At 71.6% G+C, this 15,914-nt stretch carries 16 protein-coding genes; 12 read left to right on the top strand and 4 right to left on the bottom strand.

Annotated features, from left to right (window positions below; translation table 11 throughout):
* Positions 1–111: 111 nt before the first annotated feature.
* Positions 112–363: an accessory factor UbiK family protein gene (locus C9E82_RS07370; protein ID WP_119900924.1), complete on the top strand. Its 252-nt coding sequence runs from the start codon at positions 112–114 to the stop codon at positions 361–363.
* 30 nt (positions 364–393) lie between these two features.
* Here the strand turns inward: C9E82_RS07370 and C9E82_RS07365 are convergent, their stop codons facing one another.
* Complete coding sequence (locus C9E82_RS07365) at positions 394–720, bottom strand: DUF6476 family protein (protein ID WP_119900925.1); 327 nt, start codon at positions 718–720, stop codon at positions 394–396.
* Between C9E82_RS07365 and C9E82_RS07360 the strand changes: the two genes are divergently transcribed.
* From C9E82_RS07360 to C9E82_RS07345, 4 genes are all read left to right on the top strand, one after another.
* Complete coding sequence (locus tag C9E82_RS07360) at positions 719–1,765, top strand: RluA family pseudouridine synthase (RefSeq protein WP_119900926.1); 1,047 nt, start codon at positions 719–721, stop codon at positions 1,763–1,765. The two genes, C9E82_RS07365 and C9E82_RS07360, sit on opposite strands and share 2 nt — an antisense overlap.
* Positions 1,766–1,939: 174 nt before the next feature.
* A complete protein-coding gene (rpoH, locus tag C9E82_RS07355; protein WP_119900927.1) occupies positions 1,940–2,845 on the top strand; it encodes an RNA polymerase sigma factor RpoH in 906 nt (301 codons plus the stop codon).
* Between the two features lie 102 nt (positions 2,846–2,947).
* Positions 2,948–3,967 carry a hypothetical protein gene (locus tag C9E82_RS07350; RefSeq protein ID WP_119900928.1) on the top strand — a complete coding sequence of 340 codons (1,020 nt, stop codon included), beginning with the start codon at positions 2,948–2,950 and terminating at the stop codon, positions 3,965–3,967.
* Between the two features lie 44 nt (positions 3,968–4,011).
* On the top strand, positions 4,012–5,421 hold the full coding sequence (locus tag C9E82_RS07345; protein WP_122449232.1) for an amidase: 1,410 nt from the start codon (positions 4,012–4,014) through the stop codon (positions 5,419–5,421).
* A 20-nt stretch (positions 5,422–5,441) separates the two neighbouring features.
* Here the strand turns inward: C9E82_RS07345 and C9E82_RS07340 are convergent, their stop codons facing one another.
* Together C9E82_RS07340 and C9E82_RS07335 are read right to left on the bottom strand one after the other, a co-directional pair.
* The gene (locus C9E82_RS07340; RefSeq protein ID WP_122449231.1) at positions 5,442–6,011 is read right to left on the bottom strand and encodes a hypothetical protein; all 570 of its coding nucleotides are present in this window, start codon (positions 6,009–6,011) and stop codon (positions 5,442–5,444) included.
* A 92-nt stretch (positions 6,012–6,103) separates the two neighbouring features.
* Positions 6,104–6,865: an NAD kinase gene (locus C9E82_RS07335; protein ID WP_119897950.1), complete on the bottom strand. Its 762-nt coding sequence runs from the start codon at positions 6,863–6,865 to the stop codon at positions 6,104–6,106.
* A 177-nt stretch (positions 6,866–7,042) separates the two neighbouring features.
* Here C9E82_RS07335 and glyA point away from each other — a divergent pair, with 177 nt between their 5' ends.
* Positions 7,043–8,338 carry a serine hydroxymethyltransferase gene (glyA, locus tag C9E82_RS07330; RefSeq protein WP_119897949.1) on the top strand — a complete coding sequence of 432 codons (1,296 nt, stop codon included), beginning with the start codon at positions 7,043–7,045 and terminating at the stop codon, positions 8,336–8,338.
* A gap of 87 nt (positions 8,339–8,425) precedes the next feature.
* Here the strand turns inward: glyA and C9E82_RS07325 are convergent, their stop codons facing one another.
* Positions 8,426–8,977: a cytochrome b gene (locus C9E82_RS07325; protein ID WP_119897948.1), complete on the bottom strand. Its 552-nt coding sequence runs from the start codon at positions 8,975–8,977 to the stop codon at positions 8,426–8,428.
* A 187-nt stretch (positions 8,978–9,164) separates the two neighbouring features.
* Here C9E82_RS07325 and C9E82_RS07320 point away from each other — a divergent pair, with 187 nt between their 5' ends.
* The 6 genes from C9E82_RS07320 to C9E82_RS07295 all read left to right on the top strand — a co-directional run bounded on the left by C9E82_RS07320 (position 9,165) and on the right by C9E82_RS07295 (position 15,901).
* Positions 9,165–9,821: a CDP-alcohol phosphatidyltransferase family protein gene (locus tag C9E82_RS07320; protein WP_119897947.1), complete on the top strand. Its 657-nt coding sequence runs from the start codon at positions 9,165–9,167 to the stop codon at positions 9,819–9,821.
* Positions 9,821–11,374 (top strand): sulfatase-like hydrolase/transferase, encoded by a 1,554-nt coding sequence (locus C9E82_RS07315; protein ID WP_342354322.1) that lies wholly within the window; start codon positions 9,821–9,823, stop codon positions 11,372–11,374. Before C9E82_RS07320 ends, C9E82_RS07315 begins: the two co-directional genes overlap by 1 nt.
* A gap of 103 nt (positions 11,375–11,477) precedes the next feature.
* Positions 11,478–12,476 carry an ABC transporter substrate-binding protein gene (locus tag C9E82_RS07310; RefSeq protein WP_119897945.1) on the top strand — a complete coding sequence of 333 codons (999 nt, stop codon included), beginning with the start codon at positions 11,478–11,480 and terminating at the stop codon, positions 12,474–12,476.
* Positions 12,466–13,263, top strand: coding sequence for an ABC transporter ATP-binding protein (locus C9E82_RS07305; protein ID WP_119897944.1), 798 nt, complete (start codon positions 12,466–12,468; stop codon positions 13,261–13,263). Before C9E82_RS07310 ends, C9E82_RS07305 begins: the two co-directional genes overlap by 11 nt.
* Positions 13,260–14,816: an ABC transporter permease gene (locus C9E82_RS07300; RefSeq protein ID WP_119897943.1), complete on the top strand. Its 1,557-nt coding sequence runs from the start codon at positions 13,260–13,262 to the stop codon at positions 14,814–14,816. The genes C9E82_RS07305 and C9E82_RS07300 overlap by 4 nt, the downstream gene beginning before the upstream one ends.
* A complete protein-coding gene (locus tag C9E82_RS07295; protein WP_119897942.1) occupies positions 14,813–15,901 on the top strand; it encodes a glycosyltransferase family 4 protein in 1,089 nt (362 codons plus the stop codon). Before C9E82_RS07300 ends, C9E82_RS07295 begins: the two co-directional genes overlap by 4 nt.
* The last annotated feature ends 13 nt before the right edge of the window (positions 15,902–15,914 follow it).

Here is a 15,914-nt window from a genome sequence, read left to right as displayed (position 1 = left end):
TCGCGGGGCGCACGCTAGTCGGCAAAGCCGCGGTGTCAACATGAACGCCGCATTGAACCCGGCCGCGCGGGCGGCCATATAGGGGCCTGGCAACCCATGAAGGCAGGGCAAATGACCACGCAGAACCGCATTTTCGACGATCTCTCGAAGCTGATGACAAATGCGATGGGTGTCGCGCAGGGCGCCCGGAGCGAGGCCGAGACCGCCATGAAGGGCTGGATCGACCGCTGGCTGGCCGACCGCGACTTCGTGACGCGCGAGGAATTCGAGGCCGTGCGCGAGATGGCGATCAAGGCCCGGACCGAGAATGCCGAGCTGAAGGCGCGGCTGGACGCGCTGGAAGCCGGGCGCCAGGGCGACTGAGGCGGGCGACCGGGGCCGGGGCAGCCGGGCCTAGGGCGCCGATTGGCCCGGCGGGGGCACCACCCGGTCGCGCAGCGCGCCCGCGCGATCGAACAGCAGCACCTCGCCGGCATCGGTGACGACGACGATCCAGTCGCGGGCGAAGGTCACCGCCTCGGCCCGCGCGCCCTCGGGAAGCGCCATGTTCTCGGGCAGTTGCGGCAGCGCGGGCTGGCCCAGCCGCGTCCACAGCAGCGCCACGATGGCGATCATGCCCAGCCCCATCACCAGCGTCAGCCCGGTGACCAGCGCCTTCAGGAAGCGCAGCTCCGGGACCGCTTTCGCCGCCGCCTTCCAGTCATTATGATCGTCACCCATGTCGAACCTTGTCGTCACCATCCCGGCCAATCCGCCCGAAAGGCTTGATAAGGCGCTTGCGCTGGCTGTGCCAGAGGAAGCGGCCCTGTCGCGCTCGCGCCTGGCGCGGCTGATCGCCGACGGCGCGGTCAGCGGCCCCGAGGGGGTGGCGCGCGACGGCAAGGCGCGGGTGGCCGAGGGGCAGGAATACCGCATCACCCTGCCCGAGCCCGAGCCGGTCGCGACCCTGCCCGAGCCGATTCCGCTGGCCATCGTGCATGAGGACGATGACCTGATCGTGATCGACAAGCCCGCCGGGATGGTCGTCCACCCCGCCCCCGGCGCCCCCCGCGGCACGCTGGTCAACGCGCTTCTGGCCCATTGCGGCGATACCTTGTCCGGCATCGGCGGCGAAAGGCGCCCCGGCATCGTCCACCGGATCGACAAGGACACCTCGGGCCTGCTGGTCGCGGCGAAATCCGACCGCGCCCATCACGGGCTGGCCGCGCAGTTCGAGGCCCATACCGCGCAGCGCCGCTATCTGGCGCTGGCCCATGGGGTGATCGACGCGGGCGATCCGCGGCTGCGCGGCACGCCGGGCATCAGCTTCGAGGAAGGCGGCGTGCTGAAGATCACCTCGCGGCTGGCGCGCCATGCCAGCGACCGGCAGAAACAGGCGGTCTGGTTCGACAGGGGCCGCCACGCGGTCACCCGCGCCCGGATGCTGGAGCGATTCGGCACGCCGCCCGCCGCGATGCTGGTCGAATGCCGGCTGGAAACCGGGCGCACCCACCAGATCCGCGTCCACATGGCCCATGCGGGGCTGGGGCTGATCGGCGATCCGGTCTATGGCGGCGCGCGGCGCGCATCGAGCCGGGCGCTGGGGCCGGCCGCGCAGGCGGCGGCGGATTTCCCGCGACAGGCGCTGCACGCCGCGCATCTGGGCTTCACCCATCCGGTCAGCGGCGCGGAACTGGCTTTCGACAGCCCCCTGCCCGCCGACATGGCCGCCCTGCTTCAGGCGCTACGCGACGCGCAAGGCGGCGGGACGAAACCCTCCCCTTGACGAGAACGTGAAGCATTCCCAGATTACACGGCCCGCTTTATCCTTCACAATGATCCCGTCCAGACCCGCCCTGCCTGCCCCCGTGCGGCCCCTCGCGCGGCTTGCGAACGGCGCCCGTCGCGGAACCGTGACAGGCTCTGCCGCGTTTTCCGATCTCTGCGAAAGTCAACCGATATGGCGAATTACACATCCCTCCCGGCCCCGAGCCCCGAACAGGGGCTGAACCGCTATCTGCAGGAAATCCGCAAGTTCCCGCTGCTGGAACCGGAAGAGGAATACATGCTGGCCAAGGCCTGGGCCGACCACCAGGACAGCGAGGCCGCCCACAAGCTGGTGACCAGCCACCTGCGGCTGGCCGCCAAGATCGCCATGGGCTATCGCGGCTATGGCCTGCCCCAGGCCGAGGTGATTTCCGAGGCCAATGTCGGCCTGATGCAGGCGGTCAAGCGCTTCGACCCGGAAAAGGGCTTTCGCCTCGCGACCTATGCGATGTGGTGGATCCGCGCCTCGATCCAGGAATACATCCTGCGGTCCTGGTCCCTGGTGAAGATGGGCACGACCAGCGCGCAGAAGAAGCTGTTCTTCAACCTGCGCAAGGCGAAATCCAAGATCGGCGCCCTGGAGGAAGGGGACCTGCGCCCCGAGAACGTCGCCCAGATCGCCAATGACCTGAACGTCACCCAGCAGGAGGTGATCGAGATGAACCGCCGCCTGTCGGGCGGCGACGCCTCACTGAACGCGACGGTGGGGTCGGGCGACGGCGAAAGCACCGCGCAATGGCAGGACTGGCTGGAGGACGAGGACGCCAACCAGGCCGAGGCCTATGCCGAGGCCGACGAGATGGACACCCGCCGCCAGATGCTGCTGGCCGCCATGGACGTGCTGAACGACCGCGAGAAGGACATCCTGATGGAGCGCCGCCTGCGCGACGATCCGATGACGCTGGAGGACCTGTCCGAACGCTATGGCGTCTCGCGCGAGCGGATCCGCCAGATCGAGGTCCGCGCCTTCGAGAAGCTGCAGGACCGGATGCGGGTCCTGGCGCGGGAAAAGGGGATGCGCGTTCCCGAAAGCGCCTGACCCGGCCGCCGGGTCTTCGGGTCCGGCGGCGGCGATCCTGCTCATTGACCCGCCCCGCCGCCGCGCTATGGTCGGGAAGACTGGCAGGATTCACGCAAGACCATGACCGCGCTGACCGAATTCGAACGATTGGAGGCGCAGGGATCCTGGCGCGAATCGCCCGATGCGCGGCTGCGCGAGGTGATCGTCTCGGTCGGCGACGCGACGCTGATCCTGGTCGACCCGAAATCCGAGGTGCCGCTGTCGCATTGGTCGCTGCCCGCGGTCACGCGGCTCAATCCGGGCCGGATGCCGGCGCTCTATACCCCCCGCCCCGAGGAGCCGGACGAGCAGCTGGAGATCGACGACCAGCTGATGATCGACGCCATCGAGCGGGTGCATCGCGCCATTGAATCGCGCCGCGCCCATCCGGGGCGGCTGCGCGGCGGGCTGACCCTGCTGGCGGCGCTGCTGATGATCGCCGGGCTGGTCTTCTGGCTGCCCGACGCGCTGGTCCGCCATGCCGCCCGCGTGGCGCCCCCCGCGCAGGCCCGCGCCATCGGCGAGGCGGTCCTGGCCGAGCTGAACCGCAGCACCGGCGCGACCTGCACCCGCGCCTCGGGCCAGGCGGTGCTGGACTGGCTGACCCCGCAGCTGCTGCAGAAAGAAGCCGCGATCCGGGTCGTGCCGACGCTGAATTCGGCCCGGCGGCTGCCGGGCGACCTGTTCGTCTTCGGCGCCGACCTGGTCGATGCCGCGCCCGGCCCCGAGGCCGCCGCCGGCCATCTGCTGGCCGCCGCCGAGGCCCAGGGCGATGACGAGGTGACGCTGGCGGCTCTGGAATATGCCGGCCCGCAGGCGGCGCTGCGCTTGCTGACGCTTGGCACCTTGCCGCAGGGCGCGCTGCAGGGTTACGGGGAAAAGCTGCTGACCGAACATCCGCCGCGCCCCGGCGACGAGGCCCTGCTGGCGCGCTTCACCCAGAAGCAGCTGCCCTCGACGCCCTATGCCCGCTCGCTGGACCCGACCGGGGAATCCGTCCTGGGGCTGATCGAGGCCGATCCGATGCGCGGCACCACGCCCGCCCGCCCGCTGCTGACACCGCCGCAATGGACGGCGCTGCAGCAGATCTGCGCGGGCTGAACCGCGCCGACCCGCCAAGACCGGCCAACGAGGGAGGAAAGCCGATGAACGACCCGACCGGTTCCAGCGCCGCGGCGCTGTCGCGGGCCATGGCGGCGGGCCGGATCACCGCCGAAGCGGTGATGGCCGCCCATCTGGACCGGATCGAGGCGCTGAACCCGCGGCTGAACGCCATCGTCAGCCTGCGCCCGCGCGACCAGCTGATGGCCGAGGCGCGCGCGGCCGACCGCGGGTCGCGCAAGGGCTGGCTGCACGGGCTGCCGGTGGCGGTCAAAGACCTGGCGGCGGTGGCGGGGCTGCGCACCACCTGGGGCTCGACCATCTTCCGCGACCATGTGCCTGCCGCCGACGACGTGGTGGTCGCGCGGATGCGCGCGGCGGGGACGATCTTCATCGGCAAGACCAACACGCCCGAATGGGGCCTCGGCTCGCACAGCTTCAACGAGGTCTTCGGGGTCACGCGCAATCCCTATGACCCGGCGCGCACGGCCGGGGGATCCTCGGGCGGGGCGGCGGCGGCGCTGGCGGCGCGGCTGGTGCCGGTGGCCGACGGGTCCGACATGATGGGCAGCCTGCGCAACCCGGCCGCCTTCTGCAATGTCTACGGCTTCCGCCCCAGCTGGGGACTGGTGCCGGGCGACCCGATCGGCGACAGCTTCATGTCCACCATGGCGACGCTGGGGCCGATGGCGCGCTGCCCCGAGGATCTGGCGCATCTGCTGGCGATCATGGCCGGCCCCCATCCCGCCCTGCCCTTCGGGCGCGACGCCGCGGACTATCCCGCCGCGCTGGACGGCCCGGTCGAAGGCACCCGGATCGGCTGGCTGGGCGACTGGGGCGGCGCCTATCCCTGCGAGGACGGGATCCTGCCGCTCTGCGAGGCCGCGCTGGACGGCTTCGCGGATCTGGGCTGCGAAATCGTCGCGCTGGACCCGCCCTTCCCGGCCGAAAAGCTGTGGCAGTCCTGGATGGTGCTGCGCGCCTTCCTGAATGCCGGCTCGAAACGCGCGCTCTACGACGAGCCGGCCACGCGCGCGCAGCTGAAGCCCGAGGCGATATGGGAGATCGAGCAGGGCCTGCAACTGCCCGCCAGCGCGGTCTATCAGGCCAGCGCGATCCGCAGCGAATGGTTCCGCCGGCTGGCGCGGCTGTTTCGCGATGTCGATGTCATCGCCCTGCCCACCGCGCAGTTCTGGCCCTTCCCGGCCGAATGGCGCTGGCCCGAGACCGTCGGCGGCAGGCCCGCCGACAGCTATCACCGCTGGATGGAGATCGTCGTGCCGGTCAGCCTGGCCGGGCTGCCCTGCCTGTCGGTGCCAGTGGGCTTCGGCGCCCAGAACCTGCCGATGGGCATGCAGCTGGCCGGGCCGGTCGGGCAGGACGCGGCGATCCTGCGGCTGGGCCAGGCCTGGCACCAGACGACCGACTGGCCGGCCCGGCGCCCGCCCGGCTGAACGGGCTGGCTGAGCGGGCGTCAGGCCCGGATCACCCCCGCGATCAGCGTGATCGAGACCAGCGCCAGCCATAGCGAGGCGCCGCGCTGCACCAGGTGCAGCCGCCTTCCGCCGCCCATCCGCGACATCGCCCCCGCCGCGCCCCAGACCAGCGCCACCGCGACCACCATCATCAGAAACAGCCCCAGCCTGGGCAGGAACTGCGCCTCCTCTGGGCCGGGCAGCAGCACCAGCCCGAAGATCAGCGCCTTGGGGTTCAGCACCGTGGTCAGCCAGACCTTGCCCGCGCCCACCTCGCCCCCGGCGCCGTCGTCGCGCCGCAGCCCCCACAGCCGCACCGCCAGCACCATCACCCAGATGGCGGCGGCGATCTTCAGCAACACCGCCGCGACCGGCCATTCCGCCAGCAGCGCGCCGCCCAGGAAGACCAGCGGCAGGATCGTCGTCAGATAGCCCAGCAGCTCGGCCGGCAGCAGCCGCGCGACACGGCCCAGCCCGCGCTGCGCCCCGGCAAGGCCCATCAGCGTGTTGGTCGGGCCGGGCGCCAGCAGAAGCGCCAGGACGGCGGAAAGGAAGGCTGCATAGGTCATGGAATAGCCGTGGATCGTTGCGATTCGGGTGATAGCCGGCCCCGACCCGGCCGACGTTGATCTGGATCATCCGCGGCCGAAGGGGGCGGCGATCAGACGAACTGCTCGCGCAGCAGGCGTTCCTCCAGCCCGTGGCCGTGATCGAACAGCAGCCGGTGCGAGACATCGGCGGCGCTGGCGATCTCGACCCGCGTGACATGGCGGACCGAGCGGGAATCGGCATCCGCCATGATCGGGCGGCGGTCGGGGCTCAGAACCTCGACCTCGACCCGCGCCGCCTTGGGCAGCAGCGCGCCGCGCCAGCGTCGGGGGCGGAAGGGGGCGATGGCGGTCAGCGCCAGGACCTCGGAATCGATGGGCAGGATCGGGCCATGGGCGGAATAGTTGTAGGCGGTCGAGCCCGCCGGGGTCGAGATCAGCGCACCGTCGCAGACCAGCTCCTCCATCCGCAGCCGCCCGTCCACGAAGATGCGCAGCTTGGCCGCCTGCGGCCCCTCGCGCAGCATGCTGACCTCGTTGATGGCCAGCATCTCGTGGACCGTGCCGTCCTTTCGGGTGGCGCGCATCCTCAGCGGGTTGATCACGGTCTCCTCGGCCGCCGAGAGGCGCGCGACCAGGTCATCCTCGGAATAGGCGTTCATCAGGAAGCCCACCGTGCCGCGATTCATCCCGTAGACCGGCAGCCCGCGCCCCTGCGTCGCATGCAGGGTCTGCAGCATGAAACCGTCGCCGCCCAGGGCCACGACGATCTCGGCCCGCTCCAGCGGGTGATGGCCATAGCGCTGCACCAGCCGCCCGAACGCGGCCTCGGCAAGTTCGGCATTGCTGGCGGTAAAGTGGATCCTGGGGGTCATCTTGCGGCGCTGTCTCCTGAAGCGTGGGGCAGCATCGGCCCGGCCGACCCGGAAGGCAAGACCCGTCCGGCCCGCGCAAGCGGCGCAAATCCGGTCGTTTTGTCACTTTCCGCACCGGGACCCATAGGCTAGAAGGACGCCAATCCCAGCCGCTCCAGCCTGAAAGGACGCGCCCAGATGAACGCACCGACCCGCGAGAACGGATTCTTCACCGAACCCCTGTCCACCCGCGACCCTTCGATTTCCGATGCGATCGGCCGGGAGCTTGGCCGTCAGCGCGAGGAGATCGAGCTGATCGCGTCCGAGAACATCGTTTCGCGCGCGGTGCTGGAGGCGCAGGGCTCGGTGCTGACCAACAAATATGCCGAGGGCTATCCGGGCAAGCGCTATTACGGCGGCTGCCAGTTCGTCGACATCGCCGAGAACCTGGCCATCGAGCGCGCCAGGCAGCTCTTCGACTGCGAATTCGCCAATGTCCAGCCGAACAGCGGCAGCCAGATGAACCAGGCGGTGTTCCTGGCGCTGCTGCAGCCCGGCGACACCTTCATGGGGCTGGACCTCAATTCGGGCGGCCACCTGACCCATGGCTCGCCCGTCAACATGTCGGGCAAGTGGTTCAACGTGGTCAGCTACGGCGTGCGCCAGCAGGACCAGCTGCTGGACATGGAGGACGTCCGCCAGAAGGCCCTGGAAAACAAGCCGAAGCTGATCGTCGCCGGCGGCACCGCCTACAGCCGCGTCTGGGACTGGGCCGCCTTCCGCAGGATCGCCGACGAGGTCGGGGCGTATCTGATGGTCGACATGGCCCATATCGCCGGGCTGGTCGCGGGCGGCCAGCATCCCTCGCCGCTGCCGCACGCCCATGTGGTGACCACGACGACCCACAAATCGCTGCGCGGCCCGCGCGGCGGCATGGTGCTGACCAACGACGCCGAGATCGCGAAGAAGATCAATTCGGCGGTCTTCCCGGGCCTGCAGGGCGGCCCCTTGATGCATGTGATCGCCGCCAAGGCGGTGGCCTTCGGCGAGGCGCTGCGCCCCGAGTTCAGGGACTATGCCGCGCAGGTCGTGGCCAATGCCCGCGCCATGGCCGACGAGTTGATGCGCGGCGGCATCGACATCGTCTCGGGCGGGACCGACAACCACCTGTGCCTGGCGGACCTGCGGCCCAAGGGCGTGACCGGCAAGGCGACCGAGGCGGCGCTTGGCCGCGCCCATATCACCTGCAACAAGAACGGCGTGCCCTTCGACCCGGAAAAGCCCTTCGTGACCTCGGGGATCCGTCTCGGCACGCCTGCCGGCACGACGCGCGGCTTCGGCGAGGCCGAGTTCCGCCAGATCGCCCGCTGGATCGTCGAGGTGGTCGACGGCCTGGCCCAGCACGGCGAGGACGGCAATGCCGAGGTCGAGGCCAGGGTCAAGGCCGAGGTCAAGGAACTCTGCGCAAGGTTCCCGCTCTACGCGGGGATGTGAGCCTCGGCCCCCGGCCGGCCTGGGTTGCCCCGCCCCGAGAGATCGCGGCGGGGTTTTTCCGTCGCGGGACGCGGGCGGGAGCCGCCCTCAGCCAGACGGGCGCGGCGGCCACATCCGCGACCAGACGCCGTCCCGCAGGAACAGCGCGTGATGCAGCGCCGCCGCGACATGCAGGGCCAGGAGGGCGATCAGCAGCGCCGCCGCCGTGGCGTGCAGCAGCTTGGCGCTGTCGGCCAGCGGCTCGGATTTCGCCAGCCAGGGCCCGACGCCCAGAAAGTCCAGAAGCTCGATCGGAAAGCCCCCGGCCCGGACCCGGACGAAACCGCTGAGCGGCATGACGATCAGCAGCAGATACAGCGCGGCATGGGACAGCCCGGCGATGCGCCGTTGCCAGGCCGGCACAGTCTCGGGCAGGGGCGGCGGCCTGTGCCGCAGGCGATAGGCCAGCCGCGCCAGGATGACCGGGATCAGCAGCACCCCGAGATTCTTGTGGAACACGAACAGCGCATCCTGCAGGCCGCGGTCCAGCCCCTCGCGCGTCATCACCAGCCCGGCGGGGATCATCAGCAGCACCGCAACGGCGATGCCCCAGTGAAACATCCGGGCGGGCGTCCGGTAACCGGGTTGCTGATCCAGCATCGCACGGGCTCCTTTCGTCCAGCTTAGACCAGCGCGGCGCCGCTGCATAGGCGGGCGATGTCGCGCTTGACGCAAGCCGGGGTTGGCCTAGGCTTGGACGATGCACGAACCCGAGCCCGCCCGATCCTTCAGGCCGCGGCCTTCCCGCCTGGGGGCCGGGATCCCCGGCCGGATTGCCGCGACCGCGATGGCCGGGTTCATCGCCATCCATGCGCTGCACCTGGCGGGATTGCCGGGGGAGACCGAGGCATGGCTGGCCGCCTCGGCGCTCTATCTGCTGGGCTGCCTCGCCGTCGCCCTGCTGATGCGGCGCGGCTATCCCCATGACCGGCTGGGCGGCTGCAATGTCGTGACGCTGCTGCGCGGGGCGCTGGTCTGCGCGCTGCTGCCGCCGCTTCACGCAAGCGGCACGGCAGGCTGGGCGGTGGCGGCGGTCGGCGGGACGGCGCTGGCGCTGGACGGGGTGGATGGCTGGCTGGCCCGGCGCAGCGGGCTGGCATCCGGCTTCGGCGCGCGCTTCGACATGGAGGTCGATGCCGCCCTGGCGCTGGTGCTGGCGCTTCATGCCCTGGCCGACGGCGTGGTCGGCGCCGAGGTGCTGCTGCTGGGCCTGATCCGCTATGCCTTCCTGGTCGCGGGCTGGCTGCGGCCATGGCTGCGCGCGCCGCTGCCGCAACGGTTTCGCCGCAAGCTGGTCTGCGTCGTGCAGCTGACGGTGCTGGTCGCGCTGCAGCTGCCGGTCATGCCCCCGGAGGCGGCGATCTGGGCGACCCGCGCCGTGGCGGTGGCGCTGCTGTGGTCCTTCGCGACCGACATCCGCTGGCTGGCGCGGCATCGCGGATGATGCGGGCTGCCCTTTCCCTGCTGCTTGCCGCGCTGGCGATCCACCTGGTGCTGATCCTGCCCGCCGCACCGATGCCATTGCCGCAGGTCCTGTCGCGCACGCCGCCGGAACTGCCGGTCCTGCTGGCGCTGCTGTGCCTGGGCGGGGGCGTGGCGCGCCTGGCCGCGACCCTGGCGCTGTCCGCGCTGGCGATCCAGAAGCTTGCGGATCTGGCCATGGTCTCGGCGCTGGGGCGGTCGTTCAACCCGGTCGCCGACCTGCCGCTGATCGACGCCCTGGCGCGCCTGATCGCCGGCAGCTTCGGCAGGGCGGCGGCGATCGGGGCGGCCGCGGCGGCGCTTCTGGCCGCGGCCGGGATCGCGGCCGGGCTGTGGTGGGCGACCGGCGCCTGGTCGGCCCGCGGCTGGCGCCCGCGCCACCGGATCCTGGCCGCGCTGCTGGCCGGGCTGGCCCTGATCCCGGCGCTGACCGGCCATGTCCGGGCCGAGAGCAGCCTCTATGCGATCTCGCGCTATCAGACAGCGCTGCGCACGGCCGACGACCTGGCCCGGCTGCGGCAGGCGGCGGCCAACGACCCCTTCGCCCGCCGCGAGGGCCTGCTGGGCGCCATCGACCGCGACGTGATGGTGATCTTCGTGGAAAGCTACGGCCGGGCCAGCTTCTCGGTGCCGTTCCATGCCGAGGCGCATCTGCAGACCCTGCGCCGGGCCGAGGACCGGCTTGCGGCGGCGGGGCTGTCGATGCGCTCGGGCTTCCTGCGGGCGCCGACGCGGGGCGGGCAGAGCTGGCTGTCCCATGCCACATTCGCCAATGGCCTGTGGATCAGCGACGCGACGCGCTATCGGGCGGTGCTGGCCAGCGGGCGCGACAGCCTGTTCCACCACGCCCGCCGCGCCGGCTTCCGCACCGCGGCGGTCATGCCCGCGATCACCCGGCCCTGGCCCGAATCCGCGACGATGGGCTTCGACCGGGTGCTGGCGGCCGCCGACCTGGGCTATCGCGGCCGGCCCTTCAACTGGGTCACGATGCCCGACCAGTTCACGCTGGCCGCCACCGACCGGCTGCTGCGCGACCCGCCCGGCGATGCGCCCCTCTTCGTGCAGGTGGCGCTGATCTCGTCCCATGCGCCCTGGGTGCCGGTGCCGCATCTGCTGCCCTGGGAGGATCTGGGCGACGGCACCGAATTCGACGCCATGGCCCAGGTCGGCGACCCGCCCGAGATCGTCTGGCGCGACCGCGACCGGGTCAGGCGGCAGTACCGGGACGCGGTCGATTACGCGCTGCGGACCGTGATGGACCATGCCGCGCGCCAGGGGCCCGAGGGGCCGCTGCTGTTCATCCTGGGCGATCACCAGGCCGCCCCCGGCATCGCGCTGGACGAGGGCCCGGACGTCGCGATCCATGTGATCGGCCCCGAGGCGCTGGTGGGCCGCGCGGCCGCCTGGGGCTTCGCGCCCGGACTGATCCCCGCGCCGGACAGCGCGGCGATCCCGATGGACCGGATGCGGGACCTGATCCTCAAGGGCTTCAGCCGCCCGCAGGAGCCGCCGTGACGGGCCGGGCCGCCCGGTTCACGCCGCAGGGAACGCAAGGCGGGAAAAGAGTGTTGATTCGGGACACCCTGCTGCCCGATCATGCGATGATGGAGGTTCCCCGATGCATCCCCCAAGCCTGACGCGGAGACGGCTGCTGGCCGGCGGCGCCGCCGGATTGCTGGTCGGCCAGGCGGGATTGCGGCCGGCGCGCGCGCAGGCGCGGACCGCCGTCGGCCTGCAGCTGTCCTGGCTGCATTCGGTGCAGTTCGCCGGCAGCTATATCGCGCGCGAGAACGGCTGGTGGCAGGAGGCGGGGCTGGACGTGACGCTGCTGCAGGGCGGCCCCAACGCGCCGGTCGAGCCGCCGGTCGTCTCGGGAACCGCGCTGGTCGGCATCTCGGCCGCCGACTATACCGCCGCCGCCGTGGCGCAGGGCGCGCGGTTCCGCATCATCGGCGTGGCGATGCAGAAGAACCCCTTCGTCATCGCCTCGCTGCCCGCCGACCCGGTCAGGACCCCCGCCGACCTCATGGGCAAGCGGATCGGGATGGCGCTGGCCAACCGGCCGGTGTTGCAGGCGCTGTGCCGCCTGAACGACGTCGACTTCGACGCCATCCGGATCGTGCCCACGCAATATTCCGCCCAGCCCCTGCTGGCCGGCGAAGTCGATTGCCTGCTGTGCTGGGAAACCGACCTGCCGGTGGCGATGGCGATCAACGGCATTCAGGCGGTAACGATGCTGATGGCCGATCACGGCTATGCGCTGCATTCCCAGACCTATATCGCGACCGAGGACAGCCTTGCCACCCGCCGGCAGGAACTGGTCGCGCTGATGTCGGGCGAGGCGCGCGGGTGGGAGGCCTGCCGCGCGGACACCGATGCCGCGGCCGAGCTGACCTTGCGGATGTTCCCCGATGCCGGGCTGGACCTGGCGACCCAGAAGCTGCAGGCGGAACGGCAGCTGCCGCTGATGTTTTCCGACCTGACCGACCAGATGGGCTTCGGCTGGTGGAGCGATGACGGCGTCGCCGCCAATATCGAGACCCTGGCCCTGCTGGGGCATGAGGTCACGCCTGACCTGTGGGATCGCTCGATCCTCGAGGAAATCCATGCCGGCTGACCCCCGCGCCAGGGCCGAGATCACCTGCACCGGACTGGGCAAGGTCTTTGCCGGCGGGATCCGGGCGGTGGCGCCCCTGGACCTGACCCTTGCGGCGGGCCACACGACCGCGCTGATCGGGCCCTCGGGCTGCGGCAAGTCGACCCTGCTGCGCCTGATCGCGGGGCTGGAGGAGCCGACGCAGGGCCAGGTCCGCCTGGCCGGCCTGACGCCCGCGGAACAGCGCCGGCGGGCCGCGATCTCGATCGCCTTCCAGGACCCGTCGCTGCTGCCCTGGCTGACGGTGCGCGGCAATGTCGCCCTGGCGCGCAAGCTGGCGCGGCAGGCGCCCGATCCGGCGCTGGTCGACGGGCTGATCGGCCTTGTCGGCCTTGGCGGCTTTGCCGATACCCGGCCGGCGGCGCTGTCGGGCGGGATGCGCCAGCGGGCGGCCATGGCGCGGGCGCTGGTCACCGAGCCGGAAATCCTGCTGCTGGACGAGCCCTTCGGCGCGGTCGATGAGCTGACACGGCAGCAGCTGGCGCGCGACCTGCCGCCCCTGTGGCAGCCGCGCGGCACGACCGCGGTTCTGGTGACGCATTCGATCCATGAGGCGGCGATGCTGGCCGACCGCATCATCGTGCTTTCGCCCCGCCCCGCGCGGATCGTCGCGGATATCGCCGTGCCGCTGGAGCGGCCGCGCGGGCCGGCCCTGGCCGACGACCCGGCCTTCCGCCAGATTCTGGCCGATGCCTCGGCGGCGCTGGCGCTTGGCGATGCGGGCAGCCCGCCTTTGGCCGCGCAATGACCCGGCAGGCGGCTTTCGCGCCGGCCCTGGCCGGCTCTGCCTTCCTGCTGGCCGGATGGTCGCTGCTGGCGGCAGCCACGGCCGACAGCCAGCTGATCGCCGGCCCGGTCGAGGTCATCGCGTGGATCGCCGACAATCCCGGCCTGATCGGGCGGGCGCTGGCCGTCACGCTGCGCAATGCGGCGGCCGGCTTCGCCCTGGGCAACCTGGCGGCGATCCTGCTGGCCGCCGTGGCGCTGGCATGGCCGCGATCCCTGAACCTGATCAGCGGCCTGGCGCTGGTGGTGTTCTGCCTGCCGCTGATCGCAACCGGGCCGGTCCTGCGCGTGCTGATGGGACCGGGCGAGGGGCCGCAGATCGCCCTTGCCGCGCTGGCGGTCTATTACACGACCTTGATCCCGCTGCTGACCGGCCTGCGGGCCATGCCGGCCGCCTGGCTGGACCTGGTCCACAGCTATGGCCGGGGGCGGCTGGCGGAACTGGTCCATGTGCGGGCGCGGGCGGCGCTGCCCTATCTGTTCGCCGGCCTGCAGATCGCTGCCCCGGCCGCCTTCCTGGGCGCGATGGTGGGTGAGTTCACCGGGGCCGAGCGCGGCATGGGCGTGCTGACGATCCGCTTCATGCGGGCCATGGACGCGACCGCGCTGTGGGCCATCGCCGCGCTGGCGGCGGCGGTGTCGATGGCGGCCTATGCGGCGATCGGCGCGCTGGCGCGGCACCTCTCGCATGACCGGCCGCCGGTGATCCTTGCGCCGCCGCGCCCGGTCGCCGGGTCGCGGGCCGGAAAGGCGCTGGACGGAGCGGTCCTGATCCTGGCGGTGCTGGCCGGCTGGTGGGGCGCGATGGAGCTGCTGGGCCTGGACCCCTTCTTCGCCAAGCGCCCCTGGGACGTCGTCGCGGCGCTTGCATGGGCGCCCGATGCCGCGGCCACCCGCGCCGCGCTGATCCGGGCCACCGGCGAGACGGCGCTGTTCCTGCTGCCGGGCTATCTGGCCGGGCTGGCTCTGGGCGCCGGGCTGGCGACGCTTCTGACCCTGCGGCCGGGACTGGCGCTGCCCATCATGCCGGTTGCCGTCGCCCTGCGCTCGATCCCCATCGTGACGACCGCGCCGCTGATCGTGCTGTTTTTGGGGCGCGGCGCGACCGGCACGATCACGCTGGTCGCGGTCATGGTGTTCTTCCCCACACTGGTCGCCTGCCTGCACGGGCTGCGCCAGGCCCCCGGCCAGATCCTCGACCTGTTCCGAACCTATGCGGCGGGGTCACTGCGCCAGATGATCCATGTCCGCATCCCCGCCATGCTGCCCGCGCTTTTCGCCGCCGCCAGGATGAGCGTGCCCGCCGCCATCCTGGCCGTCACCGTGGTCGAGTGGCTGACCACCGGGCGCGGGCTGGGCAGCCTGATGGCGTTGTCGGCCTCGACCTCGAACTACAACCTGCTGTGGTCGGCGGTGGTCGTGGTCACGGTGATCTCGGCCCTGTGCCACGCGGCAGTCGCCCTGCTGGAGCGGCGCGTCCTGCGGGTCTATGCGCCCGAGCAGCTGCGCCGATGACAGACCCCTGCTCCGCCGCCTTCGCCATTCCGGGCGACATCGCCACGCTGACCGGCGGCTATATCTATGAACGCCGCCTGCTGGAGGGGCTGCGCGCGCTGGGTCACGACATGCAGCACCTGGAGCTGCCCGCCAGCTTCCCCGACCCCGACCCGGCGCAGATGGCCCAGGCCGTGGCCGCCCTGCGCGGCGTCGATCCCGCCCGCCCGCTGATCCTGGACGGGCTGGTCTTCGGCGCCATCGACACGCGGGGGCTGGCCGGGGTGCGGGCACCGGTCATCGCCATGTGCCACCACCCGCTGGCGCTGGAAAGCGACCTTGCCCCGGCCCGACGCGACCACCTGTTCCGCACCGAGCGCGACAACCTGGAACTGGCCCGGCATGTGCTTGTGCCCAGCCCGCATACCCGGCGCATCCTGATCGAGAGCTACGGCGTTCCCGCCGGTCGCATCACCGTGGCCCGGCCCGGCACCGACCGCCCCCGGCTGCCGCCCGCCCCGGTCGCGCCGCCGCTGATCCTGTCGGTGGGCATCCTGCATCCGCGCAAGGGCCACGACATCCTGATCGAGGCGCTGTCGCAACTGCCAGAGCTGGACTGGCAGGCGGTGATCGTCGGCAATCCCTGGGACACCGCCCATGCCGCCCGGCTGGCCCGGCTGGCCGCCGCCTCGCCCGTGGCGGGCAGGATCCGCCTGGCCGGCCGCGTCTCGGCCGACGAGTTGGAGCGGCTTTACGCAAGCGCGTCCATCTTCGCCCTGGCCACCCGCTTCGAGGGCTATGGCATCGTCTTCGACGAGGCGCTGGCCCATGGCCTGCCGATCGTCAGCTGCAGGACCGGGGCGGTTCCCGATACCGTTCCCCCGCAGGCGGGGCTGCTGGTGCCGCCCGAAGACGCGCAGGCGCTGGCCGAGGCGCTGCGCGCGCTGCTGACCGACCCGGCCCGGCGGCAGCAGCTGCAACGGGCGGCATCCGATGCCGGCCACCGGCTGCCGGGCTGGGACCGGACCGCGAGAGAGGCCAGCCGCGTCATCCAGCAGATCGCGGCCGATGACCGGCCCGCAGGTGGCGCGGGAATGGGCGATTGAGCAGCCTTTCCGG

The organism is Paracoccus sigandri, from assembly GCF_003709565.1.
Taxonomy (GTDB): Bacteria; Pseudomonadota; Alphaproteobacteria; order Rhodobacterales; family Rhodobacteraceae; genus Paracoccus; species Paracoccus siganidrum.
Note: the sequence above shows the minus strand (reverse complement) of the source record. Positions and strands in the feature narration are given on the sequence as shown.